Origin of the sequence: Mesorhizobium sp. M1428 (genome assembly GCF_040317515.1) — a bacterium.
GTDB lineage: Bacteria > Pseudomonadota > Alphaproteobacteria > Rhizobiales > Rhizobiaceae > Mesorhizobium.
Window position 1 is genome coordinate 26935 of the sequence record NZ_JAMYKT010000028.1, and the last position, 25939, is coordinate 52873.

The 25939-nt window shown below is 63.2% G+C and carries 24 protein-coding genes; 9 read left to right on the plus strand and 15 right to left on the minus strand.

What is annotated here, in order from left to right; translation table 11 throughout:
* Positions 1 to 173: 173 nt before the first annotated feature.
* Positions 174 to 1031 (plus strand): LysR family transcriptional regulator, encoded by an 858-nt coding sequence (locus NKG60_RS27080; RefSeq protein WP_352668952.1) that lies wholly within the window; start codon positions 174 to 176, stop codon positions 1029 to 1031.
* 71 nt (positions 1032 to 1102) lie between these two features.
* Here NKG60_RS27080 and NKG60_RS27085 read toward each other — a convergent pair whose 3' ends face one another.
* Together NKG60_RS27085 and NKG60_RS27090 are read right to left on the minus strand one after the other, a co-directional pair.
* On the minus strand, positions 1103 to 3718 hold the full coding sequence (locus NKG60_RS27085) for a TIGR02302 family protein (RefSeq protein WP_352668951.1): 2616 nt from the start codon (positions 3716 to 3718) through the stop codon (positions 1103 to 1105).
* Positions 3719 to 3929: 211 nt separating this feature from the next.
* Positions 3930 to 4871: a threonine/serine dehydratase gene (locus NKG60_RS27090; protein WP_352668950.1), complete on the minus strand. Its 942-nt coding sequence runs from the start codon at positions 4869 to 4871 to the stop codon at positions 3930 to 3932.
* A 64-nt stretch (positions 4872 to 4935) separates the two neighbouring features.
* Here NKG60_RS27090 and NKG60_RS27095 point away from each other — a divergent pair, with 64 nt between their 5' ends.
* Positions 4936 to 5238: an ArsR/SmtB family transcription factor gene (locus NKG60_RS27095; RefSeq protein WP_023677929.1), complete on the plus strand. Its 303-nt coding sequence runs from the start codon at positions 4936 to 4938 to the stop codon at positions 5236 to 5238.
* Between the two features lie 10 nt (positions 5239 to 5248).
* Here NKG60_RS27095 and lysA read toward each other — a convergent pair whose 3' ends face one another.
* The 3 genes from lysA to argH form a co-directional block, all read right to left on the minus strand.
* Entirely contained in the window at positions 5249 to 6517 is a 1269-nt protein-coding gene (lysA, locus tag NKG60_RS27100; RefSeq protein WP_352976039.1) for a diaminopimelate decarboxylase, read from the minus strand.
* Between the two features lie 17 nt (positions 6518 to 6534).
* Entirely contained in the window at positions 6535 to 6741 is a 207-nt protein-coding gene (locus NKG60_RS27105; RefSeq protein ID WP_352668945.1) for a hypothetical protein, read from the minus strand.
* Between the two features lie 71 nt (positions 6742 to 6812).
* Positions 6813 to 8213 carry an argininosuccinate lyase gene (argH, locus tag NKG60_RS27110; RefSeq protein WP_352668943.1) on the minus strand — a complete coding sequence of 467 codons (1401 nt, stop codon included), beginning with the start codon at positions 8211 to 8213 and terminating at the stop codon, positions 6813 to 6815.
* A 35-nt stretch (positions 8214 to 8248) separates the two neighbouring features.
* Between argH and tlpA the strand changes: the two genes are divergently transcribed.
* The gene (gene tlpA, locus NKG60_RS27115; RefSeq protein ID WP_352668941.1) at positions 8249 to 8932 is read left to right on the plus strand and encodes a thiol:disulfide interchange protein TlpA; all 684 of its coding nucleotides are present in this window, start codon (positions 8249 to 8251) and stop codon (positions 8930 to 8932) included.
* Positions 8933 to 8934: 2 nt separating this feature from the next.
* Here the strand turns inward: tlpA and NKG60_RS27120 are convergent, their stop codons facing one another.
* The gene (locus tag NKG60_RS27120; protein WP_352976042.1) at positions 8935 to 11367 is read right to left on the minus strand and encodes an EAL domain-containing protein; all 2433 of its coding nucleotides are present in this window, start codon (positions 11365 to 11367) and stop codon (positions 8935 to 8937) included.
* 293 nt (positions 11368 to 11660) lie between these two features.
* Between NKG60_RS27120 and ugpB the strand changes: the two genes are divergently transcribed.
* The 4 genes from ugpB (at position 11661) to NKG60_RS27140 (ending at position 15972) form a co-directional block, all read left to right on the plus strand.
* Positions 11661 to 12971, plus strand: a complete 1311-nt coding sequence (gene ugpB / locus NKG60_RS27125; protein WP_352668939.1) for a sn-glycerol-3-phosphate ABC transporter substrate-binding protein UgpB — start codon at positions 11661 to 11663, stop codon at positions 12969 to 12971.
* 185 nt (positions 12972 to 13156) lie between these two features.
* Positions 13157 to 14041 (plus strand): sn-glycerol-3-phosphate ABC transporter permease UgpA, encoded by an 885-nt coding sequence (gene ugpA / locus NKG60_RS27130; RefSeq protein WP_352864585.1) that lies wholly within the window; start codon positions 13157 to 13159, stop codon positions 14039 to 14041.
* Positions 14042 to 14048: 7 nt separating this feature from the next.
* Positions 14049 to 14897, plus strand: coding sequence for a sn-glycerol-3-phosphate ABC transporter permease UgpE (ugpE, locus tag NKG60_RS27135; RefSeq protein ID WP_352668937.1), 849 nt, complete (start codon positions 14049 to 14051; stop codon positions 14895 to 14897).
* A gap of 7 nt (positions 14898 to 14904) precedes the next feature.
* On the plus strand, positions 14905 to 15972 hold the full coding sequence (locus NKG60_RS27140; RefSeq protein WP_352668935.1) for a sn-glycerol-3-phosphate import ATP-binding protein UgpC: 1068 nt from the start codon (positions 14905 to 14907) through the stop codon (positions 15970 to 15972).
* Between the two features lie 47 nt (positions 15973 to 16019).
* On the opposite strand, the gene NKG60_RS27145 is transcribed toward NKG60_RS27140, so the two are convergent.
* The 3 genes from NKG60_RS27145 to NKG60_RS27155 form a co-directional block, all read right to left on the minus strand.
* A complete protein-coding gene (locus NKG60_RS27145) occupies positions 16020 to 17102 on the minus strand; it encodes an ABC transporter ATP-binding protein (RefSeq protein ID WP_352668933.1) in 1083 nt (360 codons plus the stop codon).
* The gene (locus NKG60_RS27150) at positions 17099 to 18682 is read right to left on the minus strand and encodes an ABC transporter permease (RefSeq protein ID WP_352668930.1); all 1584 of its coding nucleotides are present in this window, start codon (positions 18680 to 18682) and stop codon (positions 17099 to 17101) included. Before NKG60_RS27150 ends, NKG60_RS27145 begins: the two co-directional genes overlap by 4 nt.
* A 169-nt stretch (positions 18683 to 18851) precedes the next feature.
* A complete protein-coding gene (locus NKG60_RS27155; protein WP_352668928.1) occupies positions 18852 to 19859 on the minus strand; it encodes an iron ABC transporter substrate-binding protein in 1008 nt (335 codons plus the stop codon).
* Between the two features lie 202 nt (positions 19860 to 20061).
* Between NKG60_RS27155 and NKG60_RS27160 the strand changes: the two genes are divergently transcribed.
* Positions 20062 to 20604 (plus strand): sigma-70 family RNA polymerase sigma factor, encoded by a 543-nt coding sequence (locus tag NKG60_RS27160; protein WP_352668926.1) that lies wholly within the window; start codon positions 20062 to 20064, stop codon positions 20602 to 20604.
* Between the two features lies 1 nt (position 20605).
* Positions 20606 to 21244: an NrsF family protein gene (locus tag NKG60_RS27165; RefSeq protein ID WP_352668924.1), complete on the plus strand. Its 639-nt coding sequence runs from the start codon at positions 20606 to 20608 to the stop codon at positions 21242 to 21244.
* A 9-nt stretch (positions 21245 to 21253) separates the two neighbouring features.
* On the opposite strand, the gene NKG60_RS27170 is transcribed toward NKG60_RS27165, so the two are convergent.
* From NKG60_RS27170 to NKG60_RS27195, 6 genes are all read right to left on the minus strand, one after another.
* Positions 21254 to 22132, minus strand: a complete 879-nt coding sequence (locus NKG60_RS27170; RefSeq protein ID WP_023677945.1) for a 3-hydroxybutyryl-CoA dehydrogenase — start codon at positions 22130 to 22132, stop codon at positions 21254 to 21256.
* A gap of 114 nt (positions 22133 to 22246) precedes the next feature.
* Complete coding sequence (locus NKG60_RS27175) at positions 22247 to 23176, minus strand: electron transfer flavoprotein subunit alpha/FixB family protein (RefSeq protein ID WP_352668921.1); 930 nt, start codon at positions 23174 to 23176, stop codon at positions 22247 to 22249.
* Between the two features lie 157 nt (positions 23177 to 23333).
* Entirely contained in the window at positions 23334 to 24083 is a 750-nt protein-coding gene (locus tag NKG60_RS27180; protein ID WP_023677947.1) for an electron transfer flavoprotein subunit beta/FixA family protein, read from the minus strand.
* A gap of 208 nt (positions 24084 to 24291) precedes the next feature.
* Entirely contained in the window at positions 24292 to 25095 is an 804-nt protein-coding gene (locus NKG60_RS27185) for a rhomboid family intramembrane serine protease (protein WP_352668919.1), read from the minus strand.
* 25 nt (positions 25096 to 25120) lie between these two features.
* Entirely contained in the window at positions 25121 to 25702 is a 582-nt protein-coding gene (locus tag NKG60_RS27190) for a cob(I)yrinic acid a,c-diamide adenosyltransferase (protein WP_352976047.1), read from the minus strand.
* Positions 25703 to 25731: 29 nt separating this feature from the next.
* Positions 25732 to 25923, minus strand: coding sequence for a twin transmembrane helix small protein (locus NKG60_RS27195; protein WP_023677950.1), 192 nt, complete (start codon positions 25921 to 25923; stop codon positions 25732 to 25734).
* Positions 25924 to 25939 lie beyond the last annotated feature (16 nt).

Here is a 25939-nt window from a genome sequence, read left to right on the forward strand (position 1 = left end):
GTAAAAAGAACCCGCCACCGTTTCGGGCAGCGGGTACGAGTGAGGACTTTGATTGGTCCGCAGCCGATTTCGCGGCCGCATATCCAATGGGTAAGGCGACTATCGTCCGCCGTTTGACATGTTGCAAACGAATTGGAATGATGCCAGCAATCAGATTTCCTTATGGCGGGCACATGCGACCCAATCTCGACAGCGACCTGTTGCGCACCTTCGTGGCGGTCGCCGACACCGGCAATTTCACCAAGGCGGCGGAGCGGGCCGGCCGCACCCAGTCGGCGGTCTCGATGCAGATGAAGAAGCTCGAAGGCATGGTCGGCGACAGCCTGTTCGAGCGCGGCTCGCGCGGTGTGGCGCTGACGCGGCGCGGCGGCGAGCTCGTCGCCAACGCCAGGCGCATCGTTTCACTGCTCGACGAGACGGCGGCATCGATGGTCGCGGCGCCGCTTGGCGGGCCGGTGCGCATCGGTATCCCGGAGGAATATGGCCACGCGATCCTGTCGCGCGCGCTCGGCGCCTTTGCCAAGCGCCATCCTCAGGTCGACATCACCGTCCGCTACGCGCATTCCGGTGCGCAGATCGCGGCGCTCGCCGCCGGCGATCTCGATCTGGCGGTGGTGTTCGAATGGCAGGATCTGTCGGGCGGTGAAGTGCTGATGCATGACCCGACCGTATGGGTGACGTCGGAGCTGCATCACATGCATGAGGAGCGGCCGGTGCCGATCGCGCTCTACAACCGTGCCGGTTGGTGCAAGGATTTCGCGATAAAGTCGCTGGAACAGCGCGATCTCGCCTATCGTGTCGCCTACACCAGCGATACCAACGGCGGCCTGCGGCTCGCCGTCACCTCCGGGCTGGCGATTGCGCCGATCTCGCGCAGCAACATCCCGGCCGGCTGCCGCGAGCTTACGGCCGCCGACGGGTTCGGCGACATCGATTCCTCGAACGTGGTGCTGCGGCGCAACCCGAACGCTTCCGGCGAGGCCATCGACGGTATGGAAGAGGCGATCCGCGAAGCGTTCACCAACCGTTAAAGCATGCCACTCGGTCCGGCGATGGCGGCCGACCCGGACCCCGCGCAGCGATCTTCCGAATATAGGCAGCCCTACTTCAGCTCCAGCAACCGCTCCAGATAGCTACGCTCGATATCGGGGCTGAGCGCATTGCCGAGCCGCTTGCGGATTGCTTCGAGGATCTGGCGGGCACGCTGCACATCGATCTCGTCAGGCACCCTTACCGAACTTCCGTCGTCGGGACCCTCGCTGGTGCGGGGCCGCCCGAGCGGGTCACGGTCGGCATTCTGCTGGCGTCCGCCTTGCCCGTTGCCGCCCTGGTCGCCTTGCATCGCCTGCAATTGCTTCATCATGTCCTTGGCGCCCCTGCGCAAGGCTTCCAATGCGCGGCCCTGATGACCGACGGCCTGGTCGCCTTCGCCCTCGCCGAGCGCCTGTTCGGCATTGCCCATGGATTTGCCGGCCTCGCCAAACCCCTCATTGGGGTCGAGGCCCATGCCTTCGAGGCTCTTCCTCAATTGATCGAGCTCGCTCTGCAGCTTGCCCTGACCTTCCTGCAATTGCTTCAGCGCATCAGCAAATTCCTGCGGCGTCATCGGGTTCGGCCGGCCGAGCGGATCGCGGTCGTCACCCGGGCCGGGTTTGCCCTCTTCGCCCATCGGGCCTGGCTCACCGTTCTCGCCGAGCTGCTCGTCGCGGTTCTGCCCGCGCTGTTGCTGGCCGCGCTGCATCTGGTCCATACGGAAAGTGTCGTTCATCATCTCCTGCTGGCGCCGCATGATCTCGCCCAGCTTGTCCATTTGCTGGCGCATCTCGCTGTCTTGCTGGCCGCCTTGCTGCTGGCGGCCTGCCTGCAGATTGTTCATCATGTCCTGCAGTTCGGACAGCAATTGCTGCGCCTGGTCGCGATTGCCGGATTTCGCCAGGTTCTCGATCTGGTCCATCATGCGGTCGATGTCGCTCTGGCGCAGTTCCTGGCCGTTCTGCTGCATCTGTGGCGCATTCGGATTCTGCTGCGCCCGCGCCGCGAATTCCTGCAGGAACTGGTTCATCGCCTCGCGCAGTTCCTTCATCGCCTTTTCGATCTCTTGGTCGCTGGCGCCATTCTTGATCGCATCCTGCAGCGCTTGCTGCGCCTGGCGCAGCCGCTTCTCGGCCGCCGAAAGATTGCCTTCCTCGATACCGAGCGCGATCTCCCAGAGGTAAGCGACCTCGTCGCGCAACTGGTCGTCGCTGTCGGCCATCTTCAGCCGGGTGCGGGCGCTCATGATGGCGAGGTAGTGCGCCATGTTGTCGAACGTGTCTTCGGGCCTGAGCGTGATCGCATCCATCAGGTCGAGCACTCGGTCCTTGGCATAGGCGTCGAGCGCCAGTATGCGGCGCTGCTCGACCACCGCCCGCGCCAACGGGTTGGAGAATGGCCGCTCCGGCATCACCAGCGTCTTGGTTTCGCTGGTCGCCGTGTGTCCGGCACCGTCGGTGGCGACAAGCGACAGCTTGACGTTGCCGCCGGCCCAGACATGGTCGGTCAGGTCCTTCGTCGTCCTGGCGGCATTGGCCTTGCCGCCGCGGCGCGGTAACGTCAGCGGCATTTCCGGCGGGCCATAGAGCGGATGCGCGTTGGGCGCCGGCGGATCGGCCAATGCGAAAACCGCCTTTGCGGAGGCCGCGCCATAGTCGTCGTCGATCTGGTAGTTGAGCTCGAAAGCACCGTTGACGGCGCGTTTCGGCTCGCCGACAAAGCGGATCTGCGGCGGCTTGTCGGGAATTATGGCGAAGGCCCAGCGGCCGAGCTCGCCGTCGCCGGACTGCAGCGTCAGCGTGCCATCGGCCGTCAACTTGCCGCTGAACTGGCGCACGGTGGAAGGCGTTGCCGGACTTGCCTCAGTCTTGGCGGCTTGCGGCCCGGTCGGATCGATGGCGCGGGTGTTACCGCCGGTGTCGGCGTAGCTCAGCGTTTCCTCGCCCGAACCGCCGGTGACGCGCAGGGACACGTCGCTGCCCTCCGGAACAGTGAAGGTCGCCGCCGTTTGAGTGGCGTTGTTGGCCAGGGCCGGGGCGTTCAGGAATACCGGCGGCCTGCCGGTATAGGCCGGCGGCGTCACCCAGGCATCAATGCGCGGCGGCACGACGTCGCGGGCGGCACGGGCAACAAAACCGTCGCTCAGCCTGCCGCCCGATGGCCCAAAGGAGAAGGCAAAGGCAGTTACCAACAAAAGCGCGGCAACGGCGCGCAGCGCCCACGGGTCGCGTTCCGGCACGCGTGTGCGCGGCACGTCGCCGCCAAGCTCACCCAGCCGGTCCGCCATGCGCCGCTGATGCTCGCGCCACAGGGCTTGCGAAAAAATGCTTTCCTTGCCGCTCGGGCGATCGGTCTGGACCTGCACCGGGCTGTGCAGCAATCGGTTGGCCGCCTCGATGCGGCGGTCGACCTCGGCACTGGATGGCGTGCGGAAGAAACGCAGCGGGTAGAGTGCGGCAAGAGCTGCGACGCCGAATGCCGTGATGAGACCGATCCGCGCCAGATCGGGCAAAAATGGGAACAGGCCGAGCCACGAGATGCTGAGGAACAGGCTGGCGACGACGATCAGTGGCAGCAGCAATGGCCAGCCGCGTTCGACGATTATCGAGACCTGCGTTCCCAGCCGGCTCAGGGCAAGTCGCCTGGCCAGACTGCGATCGCTGGTGAAGATGGGTCGTTGTGTCATCGGCCCTTCCTGGCCGGGCGGATAGCCCGGGCCTCACGAGTCTATCGCATGGGCCCGAAAAGTCGATTTTCGGGAAGCACGATGCGAAGACCTAAAATCTTAGCGCGTACTTCGTGCGTCCAACCGGATGCACATCGTCCTAAGGATACCAACAAACACGGCGAAGGCGAGGCGGTTCCCCAAAACGTGAACAATAATGCCCCGGATATTGTCAGAATTTCGCCGGATTGGCGTTTGCGCCGCAGACCAGCACGGCAACGCGCTCGCCTGCAGCCGGTGCGTAGCGGCCGGACAGGAGCGCCGCGAAGGCGGCCGCACCACCCGGCTCGGAGATGATTCGCACGCGGTCCCAGAGCGCCGCCTGGGCGGCGATAATGTCGTCGTCGCCGACAAGGATCGAGCGCTCGACGAATGCCTCGGCGATAGGAAACATCATTTCGCCGACACGCTTCGGCGCGAGCGAATCGGCGGCGATGCCCTCCGCCGGCGCGTCGACGGGTCGGCCCGCCTCGAAGGCGCGATGAAGCGTCGGCGCACCCTCCGGTTCGACGGCGATGATCCTGATGCGGCCGGAAAACCAGGCGGCGATGCCGCCGATCAGGCCGCCCCCACCGACGGCGACCAGCAGGGTGTCGAGCTTCGGCAGGTCGGCCTCGATCTCGAGGCCGAGCGTGCCTTGCCCGACCAGCGTCTCCTCCTGGTTGAAGGCGTGGATCTGCAGCGCGCCGGATTTTTCGGCGAAGCTCTCGCTGGCGGCCAGCGCCTCGGCATAACGGGCGCCGCCGACGATCAGCTCGGCGCCGTAACCGCGGATGCGGTCCAGCTTGGCCGGCGGGCTCACCTCGGGAACAAAGATGGTCGCCTTGTGGCCGAGCCGCATGGCGGCATAGGCGACGGCGGCGCCGTGGTTGCCGCCCGATGCGGCGACGACGCCGGCCGCAGGAACCGGCCGTTCGAGGAGATTGGTGAACGCACCACGCGCCTTGAACGAGCCGGAATGCTGCAAGCACTCAAGCTTCAGGTCGACAGGTAGAGGCGGGCGGCCGAAATCGGCCATGTCGACGCGCAGCACCGGCGTGTGGCGCACGTAGGGCCGGATGCGCGGCTCCATTGCAGCGATGCGCTCGCGTGTGATCGTGTGGCCGTGCGGCATGCTTTCACTCCCCAGAGCTGACATTCAGAGTTGACATTACTTAGTAACTTGGCAAAGTACCTAAATGCAAGAGGTCGACGTCTTCAAAGCGATTGCCAACGAGCGCAGGCTGCAGATCCTCGATTGGCTCAAGGACCCGCGCGCGCATTTTCCGCCGCAGACGGACGGCGATCTGGTCGAGGACGGCGTCTGCGCGCTGCTGATCGCGGAAAAGCTGGGGATCACCCAGGCAACGCTCAGCGAGCATATGCGCGTGCTCACCCAGGCAGGGCTTTTGCGCAGCAAGCGCATCAAGCAGTGGATATTCTATCGCCGGAACGAGGACAGAATCGCCGAGACCAGGGCGCTCATTCAGCACCGGCTGTAGCTGCAGAGTTCTACTTCAACCAGTCCGGCACCGAATCCAGTCCGATCAGCTCGTCATAGGTCCGGCGCGGGCGCACAACGTGGAAGCGGTCGCCGTCGACCAGCACTTCCGGTACCAGCAGCCTGGTATTGTAGGTGCCGGCCTGGACGGCGCCATAGGCGCCGGCGGTGGCGACAGCGATCAGGTCGCCGGATTTCAGCCGGGGCAGGTCACGGTCGAGCCCGAGATAGTCGCCGGTCTCACAAACCGGGCCAACGACGTCGACCTTCATGCGTGGTGCTGCGGCCGGCTGCTGCGCCACCGGCCTGATGTCGTGGAAAGCGTCGTAAAGCGTCGGCCGGATCAGATCGTTCATCGCGGCGTCTACGACGAGGAAGTTCTTGGCGTCGCCGTCCTTCACGAAGATCACCTGCGAGACCAGGATGCCGGCATTGCCGACGATCAGCCGGCCTGGCTCGAACATCACTTTCAGCCCAAGTTTGGCAACATGCTTCCTGACGATCTGGGCATAGGCATCGGGCAAAGGCGGCGGGTTGTTGTCGACGCGATAGGGAATGCCAAGGCCGCCGCCGACATCGATGTGCTCGATGGCATGACCGTCGGAGCGCAAGGCGCCGACCAGCTCCACCAGCAGCGTAAAGGCGTCGTCGAAGGGCTGCAATTCGGTGATCTGACTGCCGATATGGGTGTCTATGCCGGTCACCTTGATGCCCGGCAGCTCAGCCGCGCGGGAATAGACCTTCCGCGCCTGTTGCCAGGGAATGCCGAACTTGTTCTCGGCCTTCCCAGTCGAAATCTTCTTGTGCGTCCTGGCGTCGACATCCGGATTGATGCGCAGCGAGATCGGCGCGATCTTGCCCAGCGCGGTGGCGCGAGCCGACAGCAGCTCCAGCTCCGGTTCGGATTCGACGTTGAAACAGAGAATGCCGGCCGAGAGCGCAAAATCCATTTCGCGCGCGGTCTTGCCGACGCCCGAAAACAGGATCTTGCTTGCCGGGATGCCGGCCGCCAAAGCGCGGCGCAATTCGCCCTCCGAGACCACGTCGGCGCCGGCGCCGAGCCTTGCCAGCACCCTCAGCACGGCCTGGTTGGAATTCGCCTTCATGGCATAGCAGACGAGAGCGTCGAGCCCGGCAAAGGCCTCTGTGAAGACGCGAAAATGCCTGGTCAGCGTCGCCGTCGAATAACAATAGAACGGCGTGCCGACGCTGGCGGCGATGTCTGATATCGCCACGTCCTCGGCATGCAGCGCGCCGTCGCGGTAGTCGAAATGGTTCACGAGATTGGTCCGAAAAATCAGAGCAGCGGGTCGAGGATGAATTTCTTGTCCTCGACAGGTTTTTCCGGCTCCGGCGGCAAAGGTTGCTTGGCCTTCTCGGCGTCCTTGCGGGCCTGCACGGCTGCCGCGTAGGGCGTATCGAGCGCAGCCTTCCTGCCGCAAGCCGCAACGGTGGCCATTGCTGCCACCAGCGCCAGCGTCACCAAAATCCTGCTTCCGGTCATCGTGCCATCCGTCCGAAACTGTTGCCCGCAGCCGCTTCTAGCCGAGTTTTGCGGCCATTGCACCCCGCGTTCTACGCCTTGGCGAGCCGCTTTTTCCAGTAGCGGATCTGCCTGCGCACCTCGGACGGCGCGGTGCCGCCGAAGCTTGTGCGGCTCTTCACAGAATTCTGCACGGCGAGAACCGAAAACACGTCGGCGCTGATACCGGGGTGAATGGACTGCAGGTCCTCCAGCGAAAGCCTGTCGAGCCCGACCTTCCTGTCCTCGGCCAGCGCCACCGCCCGGCCAGTGATATGGTGCGCCTCGCGGAACGGCAGGCCGAGCGTGCGCACCAGCCAATCGGCGAGGTCGGTCGCAGTCGAATAGCCGGCGCCGGCCGCCTTTTTCATCGCGGCAGTGTTCACCGTCATGTCGCGCATCATGCCAGTCATCGCCGCCAGCATCAGGTCGAGTGTCTCTGCCGCATCGAAGACGGATTCCTTGTCTTCCTGCATGTCCTTGCCATAGGTCAGCGGCATGCCCTTCATCACCGTCAGCAGACCGACCAGATGGCCGGTGACGCGGCCAGTCTTGCCGCGAACCAGTTCGGCAGCGTCGGGGTTCTTCTTCTGCGGCATGATCGAGGAACCTGTCGAGAAACTATCCGACAGCCTGACGAAGCCGAATTGCGGCGTCGACCAGATGATGATCTCTTCGGCCAGCCGCGACAGATGCGTCGCGCAGATCGCCGCCAGGCCCAGGAACTCGAGCGCGAAATCGCGGTCCGAAACGCTGTCGAGCGAATTGCGCATCGGCTCGCGGAAGCCAAGCGCCTTCGCCGTCTGGTGCCGGTCGATGGGAAAGCTGGTGCCGGCAAGGGCGGCAGCGCCGAGTGGGCTTTCATCCATCCGCTCGATCGCGTCGCGTACGCGAGACAGGTCGCGCGCAAACATCTCGACATAGGCCATGCAGTGGTGGCCGAAGGTCACCGGCTGCGCTGCCTGCATGTGGGTGAAGCCCGGCATGACCGTTGCCGCATGCTCCTCGGCCCGATCCAGGAACGCCGTGATCAGTCCCTTCAGCGCCTCGGCGACGCGAAAGCACTCGTCCTTGACCCACAGCCTGAGGTCGACCGCCACTTGGTCGTTGCGCGAGCGGGCGGTATGCAGGCGGCCGGCGGCGGGGCCGATCAGATCGGCCAGACGAGCCTCGACATTCATGTGGATGTCTTCCAGCCTGGTCGAGAACTCGAATGTGCCGGCCTCGATCTCTGCCAGGATCGTGTTCAGTCCGTGAGCGATTTTTTCTTGATCGGCCGCCGAAATAATGCCCGTTTGCGCCAGCATCTGGCTATGGGCGATCGAGCCGCGAATATCCTGCGCATAGAGTTTGCGGTCGAACGAGATCGACGCGTTGATCGCTTCCATGATTGCGGCCGGACCCGAGGCAAAACGTCCGCCCCACATCTGGTTGCTGGCCTTCTTGTCGTTCATCGCTATAACCCGTGCTCCGGAGCAATTTTTCAAAAATGGCAGACGGCAATAGATTTTTCCCGGCTTTGCGTCTCATCCTCGCCGCTTTGGTTGCGGGCGTGCTGGCCGGCGCGGTCGCGGTATATGTCAGGGAAAGCAGTTCTGGCAACAAGGCGCCCGCGCAAGTGGCCGCCGGCGGCGGCAAGGACGACGTCGCCTGCGCCGCCAAGACCGACCGTGCCAAGAAGATCGCCTCCGCTGCCACCGGCCAGGTTGCCGCGCTTTTGCCGGCGGATCCGCCGCAATCGCTGAAAAGCCTTGCCTTCAACGGCCCGGACGGCAAGCCGACGACGATCGCCGATCATGCCGGCAAGACGGTGCTGCTCAATCTGTGGGCGACATGGTGCGCACCTTGCCGCGCCGAAATGCCGGCGCTCGATGCGCTGCAGAAGGAGATGGGCAGCGATGCGTTTCAGGTTGTTGCCGTCAACGTCGATGCCGGCGACGATGCCAAACCGAAGAAGTTCCTGGAGGACACCGGCGTCAAGTCGCTCGGCTACTATCGCGATGCCACCATGGCGCTGTTCAATGACGTCAAGACACGTGGCCTTGCGCTCGGTCTACCCGTCACCATGCTGATCGATCGGCAAGGCTGCCTGATCGCCCATATGAACGGCCCGGCCGAATGGTCGGGGCCGGATGCCAAGCGTCTGGTCGAGGCGGCGCTTCAGCCAGGATAGGCTCAGACCGTGCGCAGGCGCGGCTTGAGCACGGCAATGCTTGCGCCGCGTCGGCTGGCGGTGCGGATTGCCGGAGCGGCCACGCCCGTCAGTTCGCCGAATGTTTCGATCGGAGCCGGTTTGCCGAGGTAATAGCCTTGCCCGATCTCGCAAGCCTCGGCGTCCAGGAACTGCAATTCACCCGGCGTCTCGATGCCCTCCGCAAGGACTGGCAGGCCGAGACCGCGTCCAAGCCCCAGCACGGCGCGAACGATCGCCGCGAACTGGGCGTTCTTGTCGACCGATTTGATGAACGACCCGTCGATCTTGATCTTGTCGAAGGGAAAGGCGCTAAGGTTGGACAGAGAAGAGTAGCCGGTGCCAAAATCGTCCATCGCCACATGCACGCCAAGCGCCTTGACCTGCCTCAAGGTTGCGAGCGCGCGCGGCATGTCCTTCACCAGGGCCGTTTCGGTGATCTCCAGTTCGAGCCTGCCGGGGGCCAGGCCGGATCTCGACAATGCGTCGTGCACCTTGCGGCTGAAGTTCGGATTGTGAAGTTGCACGGCGGAGACGTTGACGGCGACCATTAGCGGGTTTGTCCAGCGAGCAGCATCGTTACAGGCCGTCGTCAGCACCCAGTCGCCGATCTGGGCGATTGCGCCACTGTCCTCTGCCACGGGGATGAAAACGGCCGGAGAAATGTCACCCCGCTCCGGATGCTGCCAACGGACCAGGGCTTCGAAGCCGATCATCCTGCCGCCGCGGATCTCCTTCTGCGGCTGATAGACGAGGTGGAACTCCTTGCGGGCGATCGCCTGGCGCAGTTCATGCTCCATCACGCGCTTGTCGCGGGCCGCGGTGCCCATGGCTATCTCGAAAAACCGATAGGTGTCCCGGCCTTCGGTCTTGGCGCGATGGAGTGCCGTATCGGCATGGCTGATCAGTCCGGCCTGGTCTTCGGCATCCAGCGGAAAGAAGGCGATGCCGATGCTGGCCGAGACGAGGCCGGAGCCGACCGAAACCCTGTTTTCCTCGCGGATCGCCGCCAGCAAGTCCTCGGCTATCCTGCCTGCGGCCAGGGGGTCGGGGAGGTTCGGAGCTATGATGGCAAATTCATCGCCGCCGAGACGTGCGAGCATCTGTCCGTGGCGCGGGATGCCGGAAATGCAGTGCGCCAGCTTCTGCAGCATGGCATCGCCGGCGCCGTAGCCATAGAGGTCGTTGACCTGTTTGAACCGGTCGAGGTCAAGCAGCAGGAGCGCCAGATATCCGTCCTTGCCGCCACGATCCATCGATGCGAATTCTGCTTCCAGCCGGGAAGAAAAGCTCCGCCGATTGGCAAGCCCGGTAAGTGGATCGAAATGCGCGAGGCGGAGGATCTCTTCTTCCGCCTTCTTGCGCTCACGGATGTCGCGGACGGCAAGCACCGTATGAGGCCTGCCGCAGTAGGTGATCTTCCTGGCGATCAGCTCGACAGGAATTCTCGCGCCGTCGCTGCCCCTTAATTTCGCTTCCTGCGCCTGTTCGCCGAAGCCGGATATATCGGCTGCGCTCCGTCCGTCGAAAAGCTCGCCGAGTTGCATCGTGTTGAGGGTGGCTGTCGCTGTTCCGGTCAGCTTAGCCATACTGTCATTGGCGCTGACGATGCGGGTGCCATCGCAAACGATCAGACCTTCCACCGCGGCATTCGCGAGATCGTGCATGCGATCGGCCTCGAGCTTCTGGCGGCGAAAGCGCAGGTCGATCCACAGGGCGGTGCCCGACAGCACAAGGATTATCAGGCTGGCGACCGCTGCAGCAAAGGCCTGGGAAACGGGATCGATTGAATGTGCCGATATTTCAATCGCGGAATCCGGAATGATCGACACCGCGGCCATCGCGATGAAATGCAGGCTGCAGATCGCCAGCGTCAAAAGCGCGGCGCCGCCGAGAGTGGCGAGCGCTGACGGGCGGCGCAAGACTACAAGAAGCGCCAGTGCCGCAAGGGTCACGCCGGCCAGAAGCGATATCGCGACAAGGAGCAGGTTCCATACGACCCGGCCTTCGACCTCGAAAGCGGCCATGCCGATGTAGTGCATCGTCGCGATGGCGCCGCCCAGGATGGCGCCACCGACGAGGAAATGGTCGATGCCGCGGCGCAAAGTGGCGACCCACATCCCAAGCGCGGTCAGGATGACGGCGGCGGCAAGCGAAAAGGCGGATAATGCCGGATTGTATGCGTTAGGTATTCCCGGCGTAAACGCGGTCATGGCGATGAAATGCGTCGCCCATATGCCGAACCCGGTCGAGGCCGCGGCGATCATCAGCCAGGCAAGCCGGTTTCGCTCGGTCGATCGGCCGACATGCTTAAGGAGATTAACCGCTGAGAAGCAAGAAATTCCACAGACGAGTGCGGCAAGCGCAACCAGTCTCGGATCGTGCTGACTTACAATACAATTATAGACCGTCAGCATCCTGGTTCACTCGGTCTGCCAAATCTAACAGGGGAGGTGCGACTGATTAGCTCTTGGAGATTTTAACGAATGGTTAACCCGCGGGCCATGAGGCGGGTCTTCGGGGGAAAACCGACGCCGCTGCGCCGAAAAGGCGGTGATGTAGTTTCTGACGCCGCGTTCGGTAGCGAGTGCACTTTAGTAAAGAATGATGTTCATTGATCCGCAACAAAACCGTTGTCCGATTGTCATCAGCGCCACATATTGGCTTTGCGGAAGTGCCCCTTTCGCCAATGACAAACGGGAGATGAAACATGAAGTTCTTCGGCTTCGCGGCCGGTATTGCCGCCACCTTGACCCTGCTTTCCACCACATCCGCCTTCGCCGTCACGCAGATCAGTTGGTGGCACGCCATGACCGGCGCCAACGCCGAGGTCGTTGACAAGATCTCCAAGGATTTCAACGCCAGCCAGAGCGACTATGAGCTCGTTCCGGTGTTCAAGGGCACCTATCCAGAGACGCTGAATGCGGGCATCGCTGCATTCCGCGCCGGCCAAGCGCCCGATATCCTCCAGGTGTTCGATGTCGGCACCGGCGTGATGATGGCGGCCGAGGGTGCGATTAAGCCGGTGGCCGATGTGATGACCGGTGCCGGGATGACCTTCGACAAGAGCCAGTATCTGCCCGGCATCGTCGGCTATTATTCGAAGCCGGACGGCACCATGCTGTCGTTCCCCTACAACTCTTCCTCACCGATCCTCTACTACAACAAGGACATCTTCCAGAAGGCAGGCCTCGACGTGAAAAATCCGCCCAAGACCTGGAACGAGGTGTGGGAAGCTGCCAAGAAGATTAAGACGAGCGGCGCCGCCTCTTGCGGTTATACCTCGACCTGGCTGACCTGGATCCACTTGGAGAATTTCGCGGCGTGGAATGACGTGCCTTGGGCCAGCCAACAGAATGGCCTGGCCGGCGGTGATGTCGAACTCAAGATCAATGCGCCGATTTTCGTCAACCACTTCCAGGCGCTCGCTGACCTGGCCAAGGACGGCACGTTCAAATATGGCGGACGCACCTCCGAAGCCAAGCAGATATTCCTCGCCGGCGAATGCGGCATCTTCACCGAATCGTCGGGCGGCCTCGGCGATATCGTCAAGTCCGGCATGAACTATGGCATCGGCCAGCTTCCTTACGACAGTGACGCCAAGGGGGCCCCGCAGAACACGACGCCGGGCGGTGCCAGCCTGTGGGTGTTCGGCAACAAGTCGGACGAGGAATACAAGGGCGTTGCCGCCTTCTTTGCCTATCTGTCCAAGACCGATGTGCAGGAATATCTGCACCAGAAGTCGGGATACCTGCCTGTGACGCTCGCCGCATATGAGGCGACCAAGAAATCAGGCTTCTATGACAAGAACCCCGGCCGCGAGACACCCATCCTGCAGATGATCGGAAAGTCGCCGACCGACAATTCGAAGGGCGTGCGCCTGCCGAATCTGCCGCAGGTGCGCGATATCCAGAACGAGGAGCTGGAGAAGATGCTGGCCGGCCAGCAAACCGCCCAGCAGGCGCTCGACAATGCGGTCGCGCGCGGCAACGCCGCGATCAAGGAAGCCCTGGACAACTAACGAGACCATCACGGTTAAAGCGCGTCGCGTTTGAATGGCCACATGCTACGCGCTTTAAGCTCTTGTTCTTATGAATGTCGTTATCCCAAAACCGCTGCGCACTTTTGGGCGACATGCATTAGTCGGTTGGAATATCGCCCGCGCGAGCGCGCGTGGGCGATGCCTGGATAGCGAGGGAAATCAGCCTGTCTGCACGCATCGTCTTTCCCAACAAGATCCTGCCCTACCTGCTGGTGGCACCACAACTCGCCATCACCCTGGTTTTCTTCTACTGGCCGGCCGGTCAGGCGCTTTACCAGTCGATGCTCAGGCAAGACCCGTTCGGGCTGAAGAGCAGGTTCGTCTGGTTTGCCAATTTCCGGAAGGTGCTGGCCGATCCGGCCTACCTCAACTCGATCAAGGTCACAGTGGTGTTCTCGCTTGCAACCGCGATCGTTGCCATGGTTGCGGCCCTGTTGCTGGCGGTCATGGCCGAGAAGGCCGTGCGCGGCAAAGGCCTCTACCGCACACTATTGATATGGCCTTACGCCGTGGCGCCGGCGATTGCCGGCATGCTTTGGCTTTTCCTGTTCAATCCCTCGATCGGCTCGTTGGCCTATTTGCTGAGAAGCCTCGGCATCGCATGGGACCCACTGCTCAACGGCAACCACGCCATGATCCTGCTGGTGTCGGCTGCTGCCTGGAAGCAGATCAGCTACAATTTCCTGTTCTTCGTCGCCGGCCTGCAGGCGGTGCCGAAAACGCTGATCGAAGCGGCGGCCATGGACGGCGCCGGCGAAACCAAGCGCTTCTGGACCATCGTCTTCCCGCTGCTTGCGCCGACAACCTTTTTCCTGCTGGTCGTCAACACCGTCTATGCCCTGTTCGACACGTTCGGCATCGTTCATGCCGTCACCGGCGGCGGGCCGGGCAAGACGACCGAGACGCTGGTCTACAAGGTCTACAATGACGGCTTCGTCAATCTGATCCTGGGCGATTCGGCGGCGCAGTCGGTCATCCTGATGGCCATCGTCATCGCGCTCACAGCGATCCAGTTCCGCTATGTGGAACGCAAAGTCCATTACGGCTAGGGCAGCGATGATCGGCCAGTCCCCGCTCCGCACCTTCATCGCCCATGCCGTGCTCATCCTCGGCATATTGATCGTGGCTTTTCCGATCTACTACACCTTCGTGGCCTCGACGCACACGCTGCAAACGATCCTCAAGCCGCCGCTGCCGCTGTTGCCCGGCGGCCAGCTATTGAACAATTACAGCGAGGCGCTGTTCGGCGGCATCGGTCGTATCGGCGGTGTTAGCGTCGGCAGGCTGCTCCTCAACACCACCATCATGGCGCTCGGCGTCGCGGTCGGAAAGATCTTCATTTCGATCCTGTCAGCCTACGCGATCGTGTTCTTCCGCTTTCCGCTGCGCATGACCTTCTTCTGGCTGATCTTCATCACCTTGATGCTTCCAGTCGAGGTGCGCATCCTGCCGACCTACAAGGTGATGGTCGATCTCGGCATGATCGACACCTATGCCGGCCTGATCATCCCGCTGATCGCCTCGGCCACCGCAACGCTGCTGTTTCGCCAGTTCTTCATGACCATACCGGGTGAATTGGTCGAGGCGGCGCGTGTCGACGGTGCCGGGCCATGGCGCTTCTTTTTCGATATTCTGGTGCCCCTGTCGCGGACAAACATCGCCGCGCTGTTCGTGATCCTCTTCATCTATGGCTGGACGCAGTATCTTTGGCCGCTGCTCGTCACCAACAGCAACGACATGAACACCATCGTCATCGCGCTGAGAAAGATGGTTTCCTTTGCCGATGCCGACACCCAATGGCACCTGGTGATGGTCACGGCAATGCTGGCCATCGTGCCGCCGATCCTCGTCGTGGTGCTGATGCAACGCTGGTTCGTGCGCGGCCTGGTCGAATCCGAAAAGTGAGAAGCTAATGGCGGCCGTCGATCTGAAGGACGTGAAAAAGGTCTATCCCAGCGGTGTCGAGGCAGTGAAGGGCGTCTCCATCGCCATTCCCGACAAGGAGCTTTGCGTGCTGGTCGGCCCATCCGGCTGCGGCAAGTCCACGCTGCTGAGGATGATCGCCGGGCTGGAGACGATTTCTGCCGGTACAGTCGCCATCGACGGCAAGGTGGTCAACGCCATTGGCCCGACCGAACGCGACATCGCCATGGTGTTCCAGAATTACGCGCTCTACCCGCATATGAAGGTCTACGACAACATGGCCTATGGCCTGCGCAACCGCGGCACGCCGAAGGACGAGATCGACAGCAGGGTACGCTCGACAGCCAAGGTGCTGGAGCTTTCGGCGCTTCTCGATCGGCGCCCGCGCGAGCTTTCCGGCGGTCAGCGCCAGCGTGTCGCCATGGGCCGCGCCATCGTGCGCAACCCGAAGGTCTTCCTGTTCGACGAACCGCTGTCCAACCTCGATGCGAAATTGCGCGGGCAGATGCGCATCGAGATCAAGAATCTGCAGCGCTCGCTTGGCGTCACCTCGGTTTATGTCACGCACGACCAGCTTGAGGCGATGACGCTGGCCGACATCCTCGTGGTCATGAACGCCGGACTGGTCGAGCAGACCGGCGCGCCGCTTGATGTGTACGAGAAGCCGGCCTCGACCTTCGTCGCTTCGTTCATAGGTGCACCGCCGATGAATCTGCTGGCGCTCACAGGGGCCTTCCCAAGCTTGGTATTGGCGGACGGTACTGTGATTGGCTTGGCGCCTCGACAGGGCAAGGCGGTGACACTCGGCTTTCGTCCGGAGGACGCCGATATCACCTTCGCGGCAGAGGCGCCGGCCGGCGCGCTCGGGCTGCCGGCGACAGTGGAAGCGGTCGAACCGGTGGGTGCCGAAAGCTTTCTCCATTGCGTGGCAGCCGGCAGCCGCATCGTGGTGCGCGTCTCAGGCCGCGCCAGCGCCAAGCCAGGCGACCAATTGCGCGTCGTGGCCAGGTCCGAAAAGCTGCATTGGTTCGATCAGGCCGGCAAACGGGTCGATTGAGACTGGTCTTTCATCTGCCGAGCGGTGCTATGCGTGTCCAAAACCGTTCAGGCAAACACATGCGCCTTGCCCGACACGGTCAGCCGGACGATCTCGCCGATCGCCGGCGCGTCCATGCCCGGCTTGCGCAGGATCAACGGCGTGTTGCCGATGGCGGCGGCGTCAGGCGGATCGGGGCTGTTCAACAGACGCACCGCGATGGTGCACATCGAGCCGGCGAACTCCGATTCGGTCACCTCGCCGAACAGCATGTCCGGCGTGCCGGACATGCCTTCACGCGATGTGCGTTTCAGCAACACCTGCTCCGGCCGCAGCATGATGCGGGCGACGTCGCGCCGCTCCGGGCTGTCGACGGCGATGCGGCCAAGCGGCGAGATGGCGAAGCCATCGGCGATCCTTGCCGGCAGGACGATGGCGTCGCCGAGGAACTCGGCGACCATCCTGTCCTTCGGCTTGAAATAGAGCTCGCGCGGCGTGCCGACCTGCGAGAAGTTGCCGTCGCGCATCACCGCGACCTGGCTGGCGAATGACAGCGCCTCGGCCTGGTCGTGGGTGACCAGAATGGTGGTGATGCCGGCTGTTTCGAGGAGCTCGGCCACGGCCTTGCGCATCGAGGCGCGCAGGCCGGTGTCGAGCGCCGAGAATGGCTCGTCGAGCAGCATCAGCCGCGGCTTCATCGCCATGGCGCGGGCGAGCGCGACGCGCTGCTGCTGGCCACCGGAGAGTTCGTGCGGGCGGCGCTTCAGGATCCCTTTGTCCAGCCCGACGACATAGGCGAGCTCAGTGATGCGCTCACTGCGCTTTTCCTCGTGACGGCCCATGCCGAAGCCGATATTGGCGGCGATGCTCAGATGCGGGAATAGAGCGCCGTCCTGCGCCACCAGCCCGATGCCGCGGCGATGCGCCGGCACGGCCGTGTCGCCATCGGCCAGCACCTCGCCGTCGAGCACGATGCGGCCCTGGTCCGGCGCCTCGAAGCCGGCGATCAGCCGCAGCAACGTGGTCTTGCCGCAACCGGACGGTCCGACGATTGCCGTACGGCTGCCGCTGGCCACGCTGAGATCGACGCCGGCAAGTGCTGCGACGGGCCCGTAGTGCTTGTGGATGCCGCTCAGCTCGAGAAAGCTCATCGCCCGGCCATCCGCTTCGACTGGACGTAGAGCAGCCAGGTCAAGGGCAGCGACATCGCCACCATGATCAGGGCATAAGGCGCCGCCGACGCATAGTCGATCTCGCCGCTATAGGACCAGAACGCCATGGCCAGCGTGCGGGTGCCGTTGGGCGCCAACATCTGGGTTGCGGTCAATTCGTTCATGATACCCAGCGCGACCAACGCCATGCCGGCTGCGGCGCCCGGCGCCGACAGGCGGATGGTCGTCGACCACAGCGCCTTGAGCGGCGACCGGCCGAGGCTGGAGGCGGCGCGCTCGAGCTCGACCGGCGCCTGTGCGATCGACGCCCTGAGGCTAATCAGGGCGCGTGGCAGGAACATCAGCGCATAGGCGACCAGGATGGTGAACAGGGTCTGGTAGAGCGGCATGGCGATACGCACGGCGGTGGTGACCAGCGCCAGGGCGATGACGACGCCGGGCAACGCGCCGACGATATAGTTGCAGCCCTCCAGGACGCGTTGCAGCCGCCCCGGCGCGCGGATCGAAATCCACGCCATCGGCATTGCCGCGACGGTGGCGAGCAGCGCGCCGGCAATCGCCAGGAACAGCGTCTGGCCAAGCGCCAGGCCGATCTCGTCGAGCCGCCAGACATCGGCGCCGCCGGCCACAAGCCAACGGCCGATAGTGACGAACGGCACGCCGAGCGCCAGCAGCGTGGTAATGGCGGGCAGCAGCAGGCAAGGAATGGTGGCGCGCCCTAGGTTCGTGCGCTGCTGGTGGCGCGCGGCACCCGAGCCGACGCGGGCATAGCGCTCCTCGCCGCGCACCAGCACCTCCAGCCCGAGCAGCACAAGGCAGCAGGTCACCAGCACGCCGGCCAGCGTGTTGGCGGCGGGACCGTTGAAGGTCGACTGAAACTGGTCGACGATCGCGGTGGTGAAGGTGTCGAAGCGGATGAAGACATAGAGCCCGTATTCGGCCAGGAGATGCAGGCCGACCAGCAGGGAGCCGCCGCAAATGGCGAGCCGGAGCTGCGGCAGCACGACACGCCTGAACACACGCCACGGGCCGAGACCAAGGGCTGCCGCTGCATCCTCGAGAGCGGGATCGAGCCGACGCAAGGCCGCCGCCACCGGCAGATAGAGGAACGGGAAATAGGCAATGACCGACACAAGCACGCCGGCCCACAGGCCGTGCAGTCTGGGCACCATGGTGATCCAGGCGTAACTGTGGACGAAGGCGGGAATGGCGAGCGGCGCGACCGACAGCCAGGCCCATAGGCGGGCACCCGGCAGATCGCTGCGCTCGGTCAGCCAGGCCAGCGCCACCGACAGCACGATCGAGATCGGCACCGCCAGCACCACCAGCAGGCTGGTGTTGACCAGAAGTTCGCCGACGCGCGGCCTGAACACCAGCGCCGCCACGGTTTCCCAGCCGGTGTGCATCGCCACCCAGACGATGAAGGCAAGCGGCAGCAGCGCAACCAGCGAGACAAAGACGGCGGCCAGCGAAATCCATGAGACCGACCAACGACGTGCCCGCACGGCCGTGGTGTCGGCCGGCAAGCCTGGGCGTGCGAGATCGATCGTAGATTGCATCAGATCAGACGTTGTGCCAGCTCCGCCCGGAGGCGGAAACGATCGGCGGCGGATAATCTCGCGAGTAGCTTGTGGTCATAGGCAAATGCCATCTTGAAAACAGAGCGCTCGCGCGGAAAGCGAATTCCCACAGGAGCGCAGTCGGTTGCCCTTTTAGGACGAACGCCGGCTAAAGCAAGCCGGCCGCCGTCATCAGGTCGGTCACCTTTTTCGAGTTCAGCGTCGTCGCGTCGACTTTCGGCGCCTGCAGATCGGCCAGCGGCACCAGCTTCGGATTGGACTCGGCGCCCTTGCCGACTGCGTATTCGAAGGAATCACCCGTTTTCAGCACGTCCTGGCCGCTCTTGCCGGTGACCCATGTCAGGAAAGCCTGCGCTTCCTTCGGGTGCTTGCTCGAGGCCAGCACGCCACCGCCGGAAACCGAGACGAAAGCGCCGGGATCCTGGTGCTTGAAATAGTGCAACTCGACGTTCTTGCTGTTTTCGCCGGTCTTGGCCTGATCGCCGTAGTAGTAATAGTGATAGATCACGCCGCCTTCGACCTCGCCGGCATTGACCGCCTTCATCACCGTGCTGTTGCCCTTATAGGCGGTAAAATTCTCCTTCATTGCCTTTAGCCATTCGGCCGTCGCTGCCTCACCCTTGAGCTGCAGAAGCGCGCTGACGATCGCCTGGAAATCGGCGCCGGAGGGCGAAGCGGCCCAACGGCCCTTCCAGCTCGGATCGGCGAGATCGAGCAGCGATTTGGGCAGCTGGTTGGCGGTCAGCTTGGTCTTGTTGTAGGCAAAGACGGTGCTGCGCGCGGCGACGCCGACCCATTTGCCGCTCGCCGGCTGGTACTCCTGCGGAACCTGGGCCAGCGTCTCGGTGTCGACCGGTGCGAACAGGCCGGCCGCCTCGACCAGCGCCATGGCCGGCGAATTCTCCGTCAGGAATACGTCGGCGGGCGAAGCGGTGCCTTCCGCAACGATCTGATTGGAGAAATCGCTGTCGCCGCCATTGCGGACGGTGACCTTGATGCCGGTTTCCTTGGTGAATCCCTCCGCCCAGGCCTTGGTCAGGTTTTCGTGCTGGGCGTTGTAGACGACGATGCCCTCGTCCTCTGCTATTGCCGGGCCGGCGATCAGGCTGATTGCAAGTGCTGTCGCACCGGCAAGGGCGGAAAGAGCATACTTCATGGCGTCGTCCTCGATTCCGATGGTCTTTGGCTTTGCAAGCTGCACCTACCAATACCTGACTAGTGCAGTCAACATTGCTGGCCCACTCAATTGCTCAAAAGGAGCAAACTTTCGTGATGTTCAGCTAATTTGCCTTGGACATTATTTCGCCGGCCCCGTAACAAATCAGCGCCGAGACGCGAATATCGGGGAGTGAACTCTTGTGAGCGGCAAGGACGAAGCCGAGCTTTCACGGCTGCTGCGGGCCGCGATCGCCGGAGACGAAAGGGCCTATGCCGACTTTCTGCACCGGATCGCCGCGCTCGTTCGTGGCTTTGCCCGGCGCAAGATTGTGCAGGGCGGGGTGGATCCCGAGGATGTCGTGCAGGAAACCTTGCTGGCCATTCATGTGAAACGACACACCTGGCGCCGTGATGCGCCGGTGCTGCCTTGGGTCTATGCAATAGCCCGCTTCAAGCTGATCGATGCGTTCCGGCGGCGCGGCCGGCGGATCGAGGTCGAGATCGACGAAATCGCCGAGACCTTTGCCGAGCGGGAATCGGAGACGGTGAGCGAGCGCGACGTCAACCGGGCGCTTGACAGCCTGTCGCCGGCACAGCGTTCCGTCGTCTCGGCCGTATCGGTCGAAGGCCGGTCAATCGGTGAGACCGCGGCCAAATTCGGCATCAGCGAGACGGCTGTGCGGGTGTCACTGCACCGCGGGCTTGCCGCCATTGCCAAACGGTTCAGGGCGGGGCGGGAATAACATGAGGACCGAAGATCTCATCAAGGCGCTCGACGCCGATGCCCGCAGCGAGGCGCTGCCGCTAGGCGCCGCCTGGTGGCTTGCTGCCAGCGCGGCCATCGTGATCGCGGCCGCGGTTTTCTGGCTGACGATCGGCCCGCGCCCCGACATTGCGATCGCTATGCACACGATGCGGTTCCTGTCCAAATTCGTCTTCACGATTGCTCTTGCCGCCAGCGCCTTTGTCCTGGTGCGTGGACTGTCGACGCCCGGTGCATCGACCGGCCGGACGGCAAGCTGGATGATCGCCGCGCCGCTGCTGGTGCTTGTGGCCGTGATTCTCGAACTCTTCGCCGTGCCTGCGTCCGACTGGGGCACACGCTTGGTCGGTACAAACATGGTCATCTGCCTGACCTTCATTCCGTTGATCGGCATCGGCCCGCTTGCCGTCTTTCTCGCGGTGCTGCGCCATGGCGCGCCGACACGGCCGGTGCTTGCCGGTGCGGCGGCGGGCCTGCTTGCCGGCGGGCTGGCGGCGACCTTCTATGCGGCGCATTGCTTCGACGATTCGCCGCTTTTTGTCGGCACCTGGTATACGATCGCAATCGCCGGCCTTGCCGTGCTCGGGGCGGTCGGCGGACGGCTTTTCGTGCGCTGGTAGCGATAGGGATCAGCGCGTCGGAACGGGATGCTCGCCGCGATAGTCGTAGAAGCCGCGCCCGGTCTTGCGGCCGAGCCAGCCGGCCTCGACATATTTGACCAGCAGCGGGCAGGGGCGGTATTTCGAATCCGACAGCCCGTCATGCAGCACCTGCATGATCGACAGGCAGGTATCGAGCCCGATGAAATCGGCAAGCTGCAGCGGCCCCATCGGATGGTTGGCGCCGAGCTTCATAGCGGTATCGATGGCGTCGACCGAGCCGACACCTTCATAGAGCGTGTAGATCGCTTCGTTGATCATCGGCAGCAGGATGCGGTTGACGATGAAGGCCGGGAAATCCTCCGAGACGGTGATCGTCTTGTCGAGTTGCTTCACATATGTTTTTGCCGCTTCGAAGGTCTGGTCCTCGGTGGCGATGCCGCGCACCAGTTCGACCAACTTCATGACCGGAACCGGATTCATGAAATGTATGCCGATGAAGCGTTCAGGGCGGTCGGTCTGCGAAGCCAGCCGCGTGATCGAGATCGATGACGTGTTCGTCGCCAGGATAGCCTCGGGGTTGAGTTGCGGGCAGAGCTGGGCATAGATCTTGCGCTTGACCGTCTCGTCCTCGGTCGCTGCTTCGATCACCAGATCGGCGCCCGCAAGGTCGGCCATGGCCGGTGCCGCCGAAATGCGCGCCATCGCCTCATTGCGCAGCTTTTCCTCGAGTTTGCCGGAGCCGACCTGACGGGCCATGTTGCCGCTGATAGTAGCGATGCCCTTTTCGATGCGGTCGGGCGAAATATCGTAAACCAGCACCTTATAGCCCGCCAGCGCCGACACATGGGCGATGCCGCCACCCATCTGGCCCGCGCCGATGATGCCGATCGTCTCGATCTTGCTCATTACCCGATCCCGTCGAGGCCTTTGCGGCCCGTTTTTTGTGCAGTGCAAACTAAAAGGGCGGGGCGACTTCGTCTACCCCACCCCTCAGAATTTAATACGCTTTGGCAGAAGGCGTCAAAGCGCCTTTTGCAGTTCCGGCAGAATGACGAAGAGATCGCCGACGAGACCGTAGTCGGCGACCTGGAAGATCGGCGCTTCCTCGTCCTTGTTGATGGCAACGATCACCTTCGAATCCTTCATGCCGGCAAGGTGCTGGATAGCACCGGAGATGCCGACGGCAATGTAAAGGTCGGGCGCTACCACCTTGCCGGTCTGGCCGACCTGCCAGTCGTTCGGCGCATAGCCGGCATCGACGGCGGCGCGAGATGCACCAACCGCCGCACCGAGCTTGTCGGCGACCGGCAGGATGACCTCCTGGAACTTTTCGGAGGAGCCCAGCGCACGGCCGCCCGAGATGATGATCCTGGCCGAGGTCAGCTCTGGACGGTCGGTCTCGGAGAGCTTGTTCTCGACAAAGCTCGACAGGCCGGGATTGGCCGGCGCCTGGACCGTCTCGACCGGCGCGGAACCGCCCTCGGGTGCTGCCTGGAAGGAAGCGGTGCGCACCGTGATGACCTTCTTGGCGTCACTCGACTGCACCGTCTGGATGGCGTTGCCGGCATAGATCGGCCGCTTGAAGGTGTCGGGCGACACGACTTCGATGATTTCCGATATCTGGGCGACATCGAGCAGCGCCGCCACGCGGGGCGCGACGTTCTTGCCCGACGAGGTCGCCGGCGCGATGATCGTCTCGTATGGCTCAGCAAGCGAAACGACGAGTGCCGCCAGCGGTTCGGCGAGACGCTCGGTCAGTTCGTCGGCGTCGGCGAGCAGCACCTTGGTGACGCCCTTGAGCTTGGCGGCGGCGTCCGCTGCCGGCTTGGCACCTTTGCCGGCAACCAGCACATGCACGTCCGAACCGATCTGCAGCGCCGCCGAAAGCGCCTTGGCGGTCTGGTCGGAAAGCGTCGCGTTGTCATGTTCGGCAATCAGAAGAATTGTCATCTCTTTATTCCTTGATCCACTTCAGTGGGGACGTTCGAATTCATGTCAGGCCGAGTCGAAAACGGTTGGGTTCGAGAACCGGAGCGGAGCGTACTTCAGTAGGTGAGCACCGGAAGCGGAGAACCCTGCCGTTTGCAGGCCGGCATCACATGAATTCCTACAGCACGCCGGCTTCATTCTTCAGCTTGTCGACCAGTTCGGCGACGCTCTTGACCTTGACGCCCGCCTTGCGGCCGCCCGGCTCCTCGGTCTTGATCACCTTCAGCCGCGGCTTGACGTCGGCGCCGTAGTCGGCAGGGCTCTTCTCGTCGAGCGGCTTCTTCTTGGCCTTCATGATGTTGGGCAGCGACGCGTAGCGTGGCTGGTTCAGCCGCAAATCGGCCGTGACGATTGCCGGCATCTTCAGTTCCAGCGTCTGCAGGCCGCCATCGACCTCGCGCGTCACGGTGGCCTTGTCACCGTCGAGCACGATCTTGGAGGCGAAGGTGCCCTGAGCCCAGCCGAGAAGTGCGGCCAGCATCTGGCCGGTCTGGTTGGAATCGTCGTCGATCGCCTGCTTGCCGAGAATGACCAGGCCGGGCTGTTCTGCCTCGACGACGCCCTTCAGTACCTTGGCGACGCCCAGCGGCTCAGTCTGCTCGTCGGTCTTGACCAGGATGGCGCGGTCGGCGCCCATGGCGAGCGCCGTGCGCAACGTCTCCTGTGCCTGCTGCGGCCCGATCGATACGACGATGATCTCTTCGGCCTTGCCAGCTTCCTTCAGCCGGATCGCCTCTTCCACCGCGATCTCGTCGAACGGGTTCATCGCCATCTTGACGTTGGCGAGTTCCACCGCCGAACCGTCCGCCTTCACCCGGACCTTGACGTTCGCATCCACAACCCGCTTCACGGGCACAAGGATCTTCATTTGCCTGTCACCTCTTTCACGATAGTCTCTTTACGCTCGTCGGGCGCGCTATAGCAGCGTGCACCTCTTCAGAGTTGTCGAAAGCCGACATTCCGGACGGAATTCTGGTCTTCGCCACGCCAGTAGGGTGGCGCTTCCGTAGTTGCGGCGACCTCGCGCGTCAATATCCGGGGCGCACTCGGATCTTCGGCGAAGCACTCAAATCGGTTCAGTCCGGACCGGAAACGGTCCCCCTGCCCCAGCGCGGCGCCGGCTGCGCAGGTTGTGGGTCGCTTGGCGCCGGCTCCACGGCTAGGGGCACCGGACCGGCGACCACGGCCGGCTCCTCGTCTGCGCCGGCGAGCAGCGGCACGCCGCGGCTGCGCAAGATAAGCACCAGTACGGCTCCAGCGATGATGCCGCCAATATGGCAGGCCCAGGAAACCTGATCCTCGCCTCCCTGGGCAAACATGAAGATCTGGAACAGGATCCACAGGATGAGCGGTATGAAGGCCGGGATGCGCAACGGGATGCGTGCGAAGACCAGCACCCATACCTTCACCCGCGGATAAAGGATCAGGTAGGCAGCGACGACACCGGCGATGGCGCCCGACGCGCCGATCAGCGGCACTTGCGAATCCCAGGCAACCAGACCCTGGAAGAAAGCGCCGGCGATGGCGCAAAGCAGGTAGAAGACGAGATAGCGGACATGGCCGAGTGCATCCTCGACATTGTCGCCGAACACCCACAGGAACAGCATGTTGCCGCCGAGGTGGAAGATATCCGCGTGCAGGAAGGAATAGGTCAGATAGCTCAGGCTCTCCGGAATGACGACAAATTGCGGAGCGAGCTCGACGCTGTCATGCACAACAGACGGGATGAAGCCGAGGCCCAGCACCGCGGCGTTGGCGAAGTCCTCGCCGCCAAGCGTTGTGACAAAGTAGATCAGCACGTTTAGCGCGATCAGGCTGATCGTCACATATTGCAGCTTGATGTGCCGCAGCCGGTTGGTGTCGTAAAGCGGGATGAACATCGGGCCTCTCCCGCTTCCGGCGGATTCAGCGGTTCTTGCCGGGAACCCATAGCACGTCGGCGTTTCCGTTGTCATTGACCGCGCGTGCGGCGACGAACAGAAAGTCCGAGACACGGTTGATGTATCTTATCGCCTCGCGGTTGACGTGCTCGTCCGGGTCTTGCGACAGCGCCACCATGATGCGCTCGGCGCGGCGGGCCACCGTGCGGGCGAGGTGAAGGGCAGCCGCTGCCGGCGTACCGCCGTTGAGCACGAAGGATTTGAGCGGCTCAAGGTCCTTGTTGAAGAGGTCGATATCCTGTTCGATGCGGTCGGTCTGCGAGGCGATGATGCGCAACGGCTCGTAGTCGAGCGGCTTGCCATCATCGGGGACTGCCAGATCGGCGCCGAGATCGAAAAGGTCGTTCTGGATGCGGCCGAGCATCGCATCGATCGCCGGATTTACTGCCGCTGTATGAATGCGGGCCATGCCGATGCAGGCATTGGCCTCGTCGACGGTGCCGTAGGCCTCGATTCGAAGGTCGGATTTCAGCCGCCGCTCACCAGAGCCGAGGCCGGTGGTGCCATCGTCGCCGGTGCGGGTGTAGATCTTGTTGAGCTTGACCACGGGTTACCTCCCGGCTGGTGGCTGCTGCGTCACTTACGGGTGAAATATACCGCCAGCATGATCAGCACCAAGGCCACGAACTGCAACAGCACGCGCGTCTGCATCAGCTTGTTGGAGGTCATGCTGGAGCCGCCGCGCATCATGTTGATGAGACCGCGGATCAGCACGATCACCACGGCAACCATGACGAGAACGGCGAGGATGTTGAAGACGGTTGCCATGGTGTGTCCCAGGTGA

Bases quoted from the DNA above. Each gene is read 5' to 3' on its own strand.
- NKG60_RS27080 (WP_352668952.1), top strand. From the start codon at position 174: ATGCGACCCAATCTCGACAGCGACCTGTTGCGCACCTTCGTGGCGGTC.
- NKG60_RS27085 (WP_352668951.1), bottom strand. From the start codon at position 3,718: ATGACACAACGACCCATCTTCACCAGCGATCGCAGTCTGGCCAGGCGA.
- NKG60_RS27090 (WP_352668950.1), bottom strand. From the start codon at position 4,871: ATGCCGCACGGCCACACGATCACACGCGAGCGCATCGCTGCAATGGAG.
- NKG60_RS27095 (WP_023677929.1), top strand. From the start codon at position 4,936: ATGCAAGAGGTCGACGTCTTCAAAGCGATTGCCAACGAGCGCAGGCTG.
- NKG60_RS27105 (WP_352668945.1), bottom strand. From the start codon at position 6,741: ATGACCGGAAGCAGGATTTTGGTGACGCTGGCGCTGGTGGCAGCAATG.
- argH (WP_352668943.1), bottom strand. From the start codon at position 8,213: ATGAACGACAAGAAGGCCAGCAACCAGATGTGGGGCGGACGTTTTGCC.
- tlpA (WP_352668941.1), top strand. From the start codon at position 8,249: ATGGCAGACGGCAATAGATTTTTCCCGGCTTTGCGTCTCATCCTCGCC.
- NKG60_RS27120 (WP_352976042.1), bottom strand. From the start codon at position 11,367: ATGCTGACGGTCTATAATTGTATTGTAAGTCAGCACGATCCGAGACTG.
- ugpB (WP_352668939.1), top strand. From the start codon at position 11,661: ATGAAGTTCTTCGGCTTCGCGGCCGGTATTGCCGCCACCTTGACCCTG.
- ugpE (WP_352668937.1), top strand. From the start codon at position 14,049: ATGATCGGCCAGTCCCCGCTCCGCACCTTCATCGCCCATGCCGTGCTC.
- NKG60_RS27140 (WP_352668935.1), top strand. From the start codon at position 14,905: ATGGCGGCCGTCGATCTGAAGGACGTGAAAAAGGTCTATCCCAGCGGT.
- NKG60_RS27145 (WP_352668933.1), bottom strand. From the start codon at position 17,102: ATGAGCTTTCTCGAGCTGAGCGGCATCCACAAGCACTACGGGCCCGTC.
- NKG60_RS27150 (WP_352668930.1), bottom strand. From the start codon at position 18,682: ATGCAATCTACGATCGATCTCGCACGCCCAGGCTTGCCGGCCGACACC.
- NKG60_RS27155 (WP_352668928.1), bottom strand. From the start codon at position 19,859: ATGAAGTATGCTCTTTCCGCCCTTGCCGGTGCGACAGCACTTGCAATC.
- NKG60_RS27165 (WP_352668924.1), top strand. From the start codon at position 20,606: ATGAGGACCGAAGATCTCATCAAGGCGCTCGACGCCGATGCCCGCAGC.
- NKG60_RS27170 (WP_023677945.1), bottom strand. From the start codon at position 22,132: ATGAGCAAGATCGAGACGATCGGCATCATCGGCGCGGGCCAGATGGGT.
- NKG60_RS27175 (WP_352668921.1), bottom strand. From the start codon at position 23,176: ATGACAATTCTTCTGATTGCCGAACATGACAACGCGACGCTTTCCGAC.
- NKG60_RS27180 (WP_023677947.1), bottom strand. From the start codon at position 24,083: ATGAAGATCCTTGTGCCCGTGAAGCGGGTTGTGGATGCGAACGTCAAG.
- NKG60_RS27185 (WP_352668919.1), bottom strand. From the start codon at position 25,095: ATGTTCATCCCGCTTTACGACACCAACCGGCTGCGGCACATCAAGCTG.
- NKG60_RS27195 (WP_023677950.1), bottom strand. From the start codon at position 25,923: ATGGCAACCGTCTTCAACATCCTCGCCGTTCTCGTCATGGTTGCCGTG.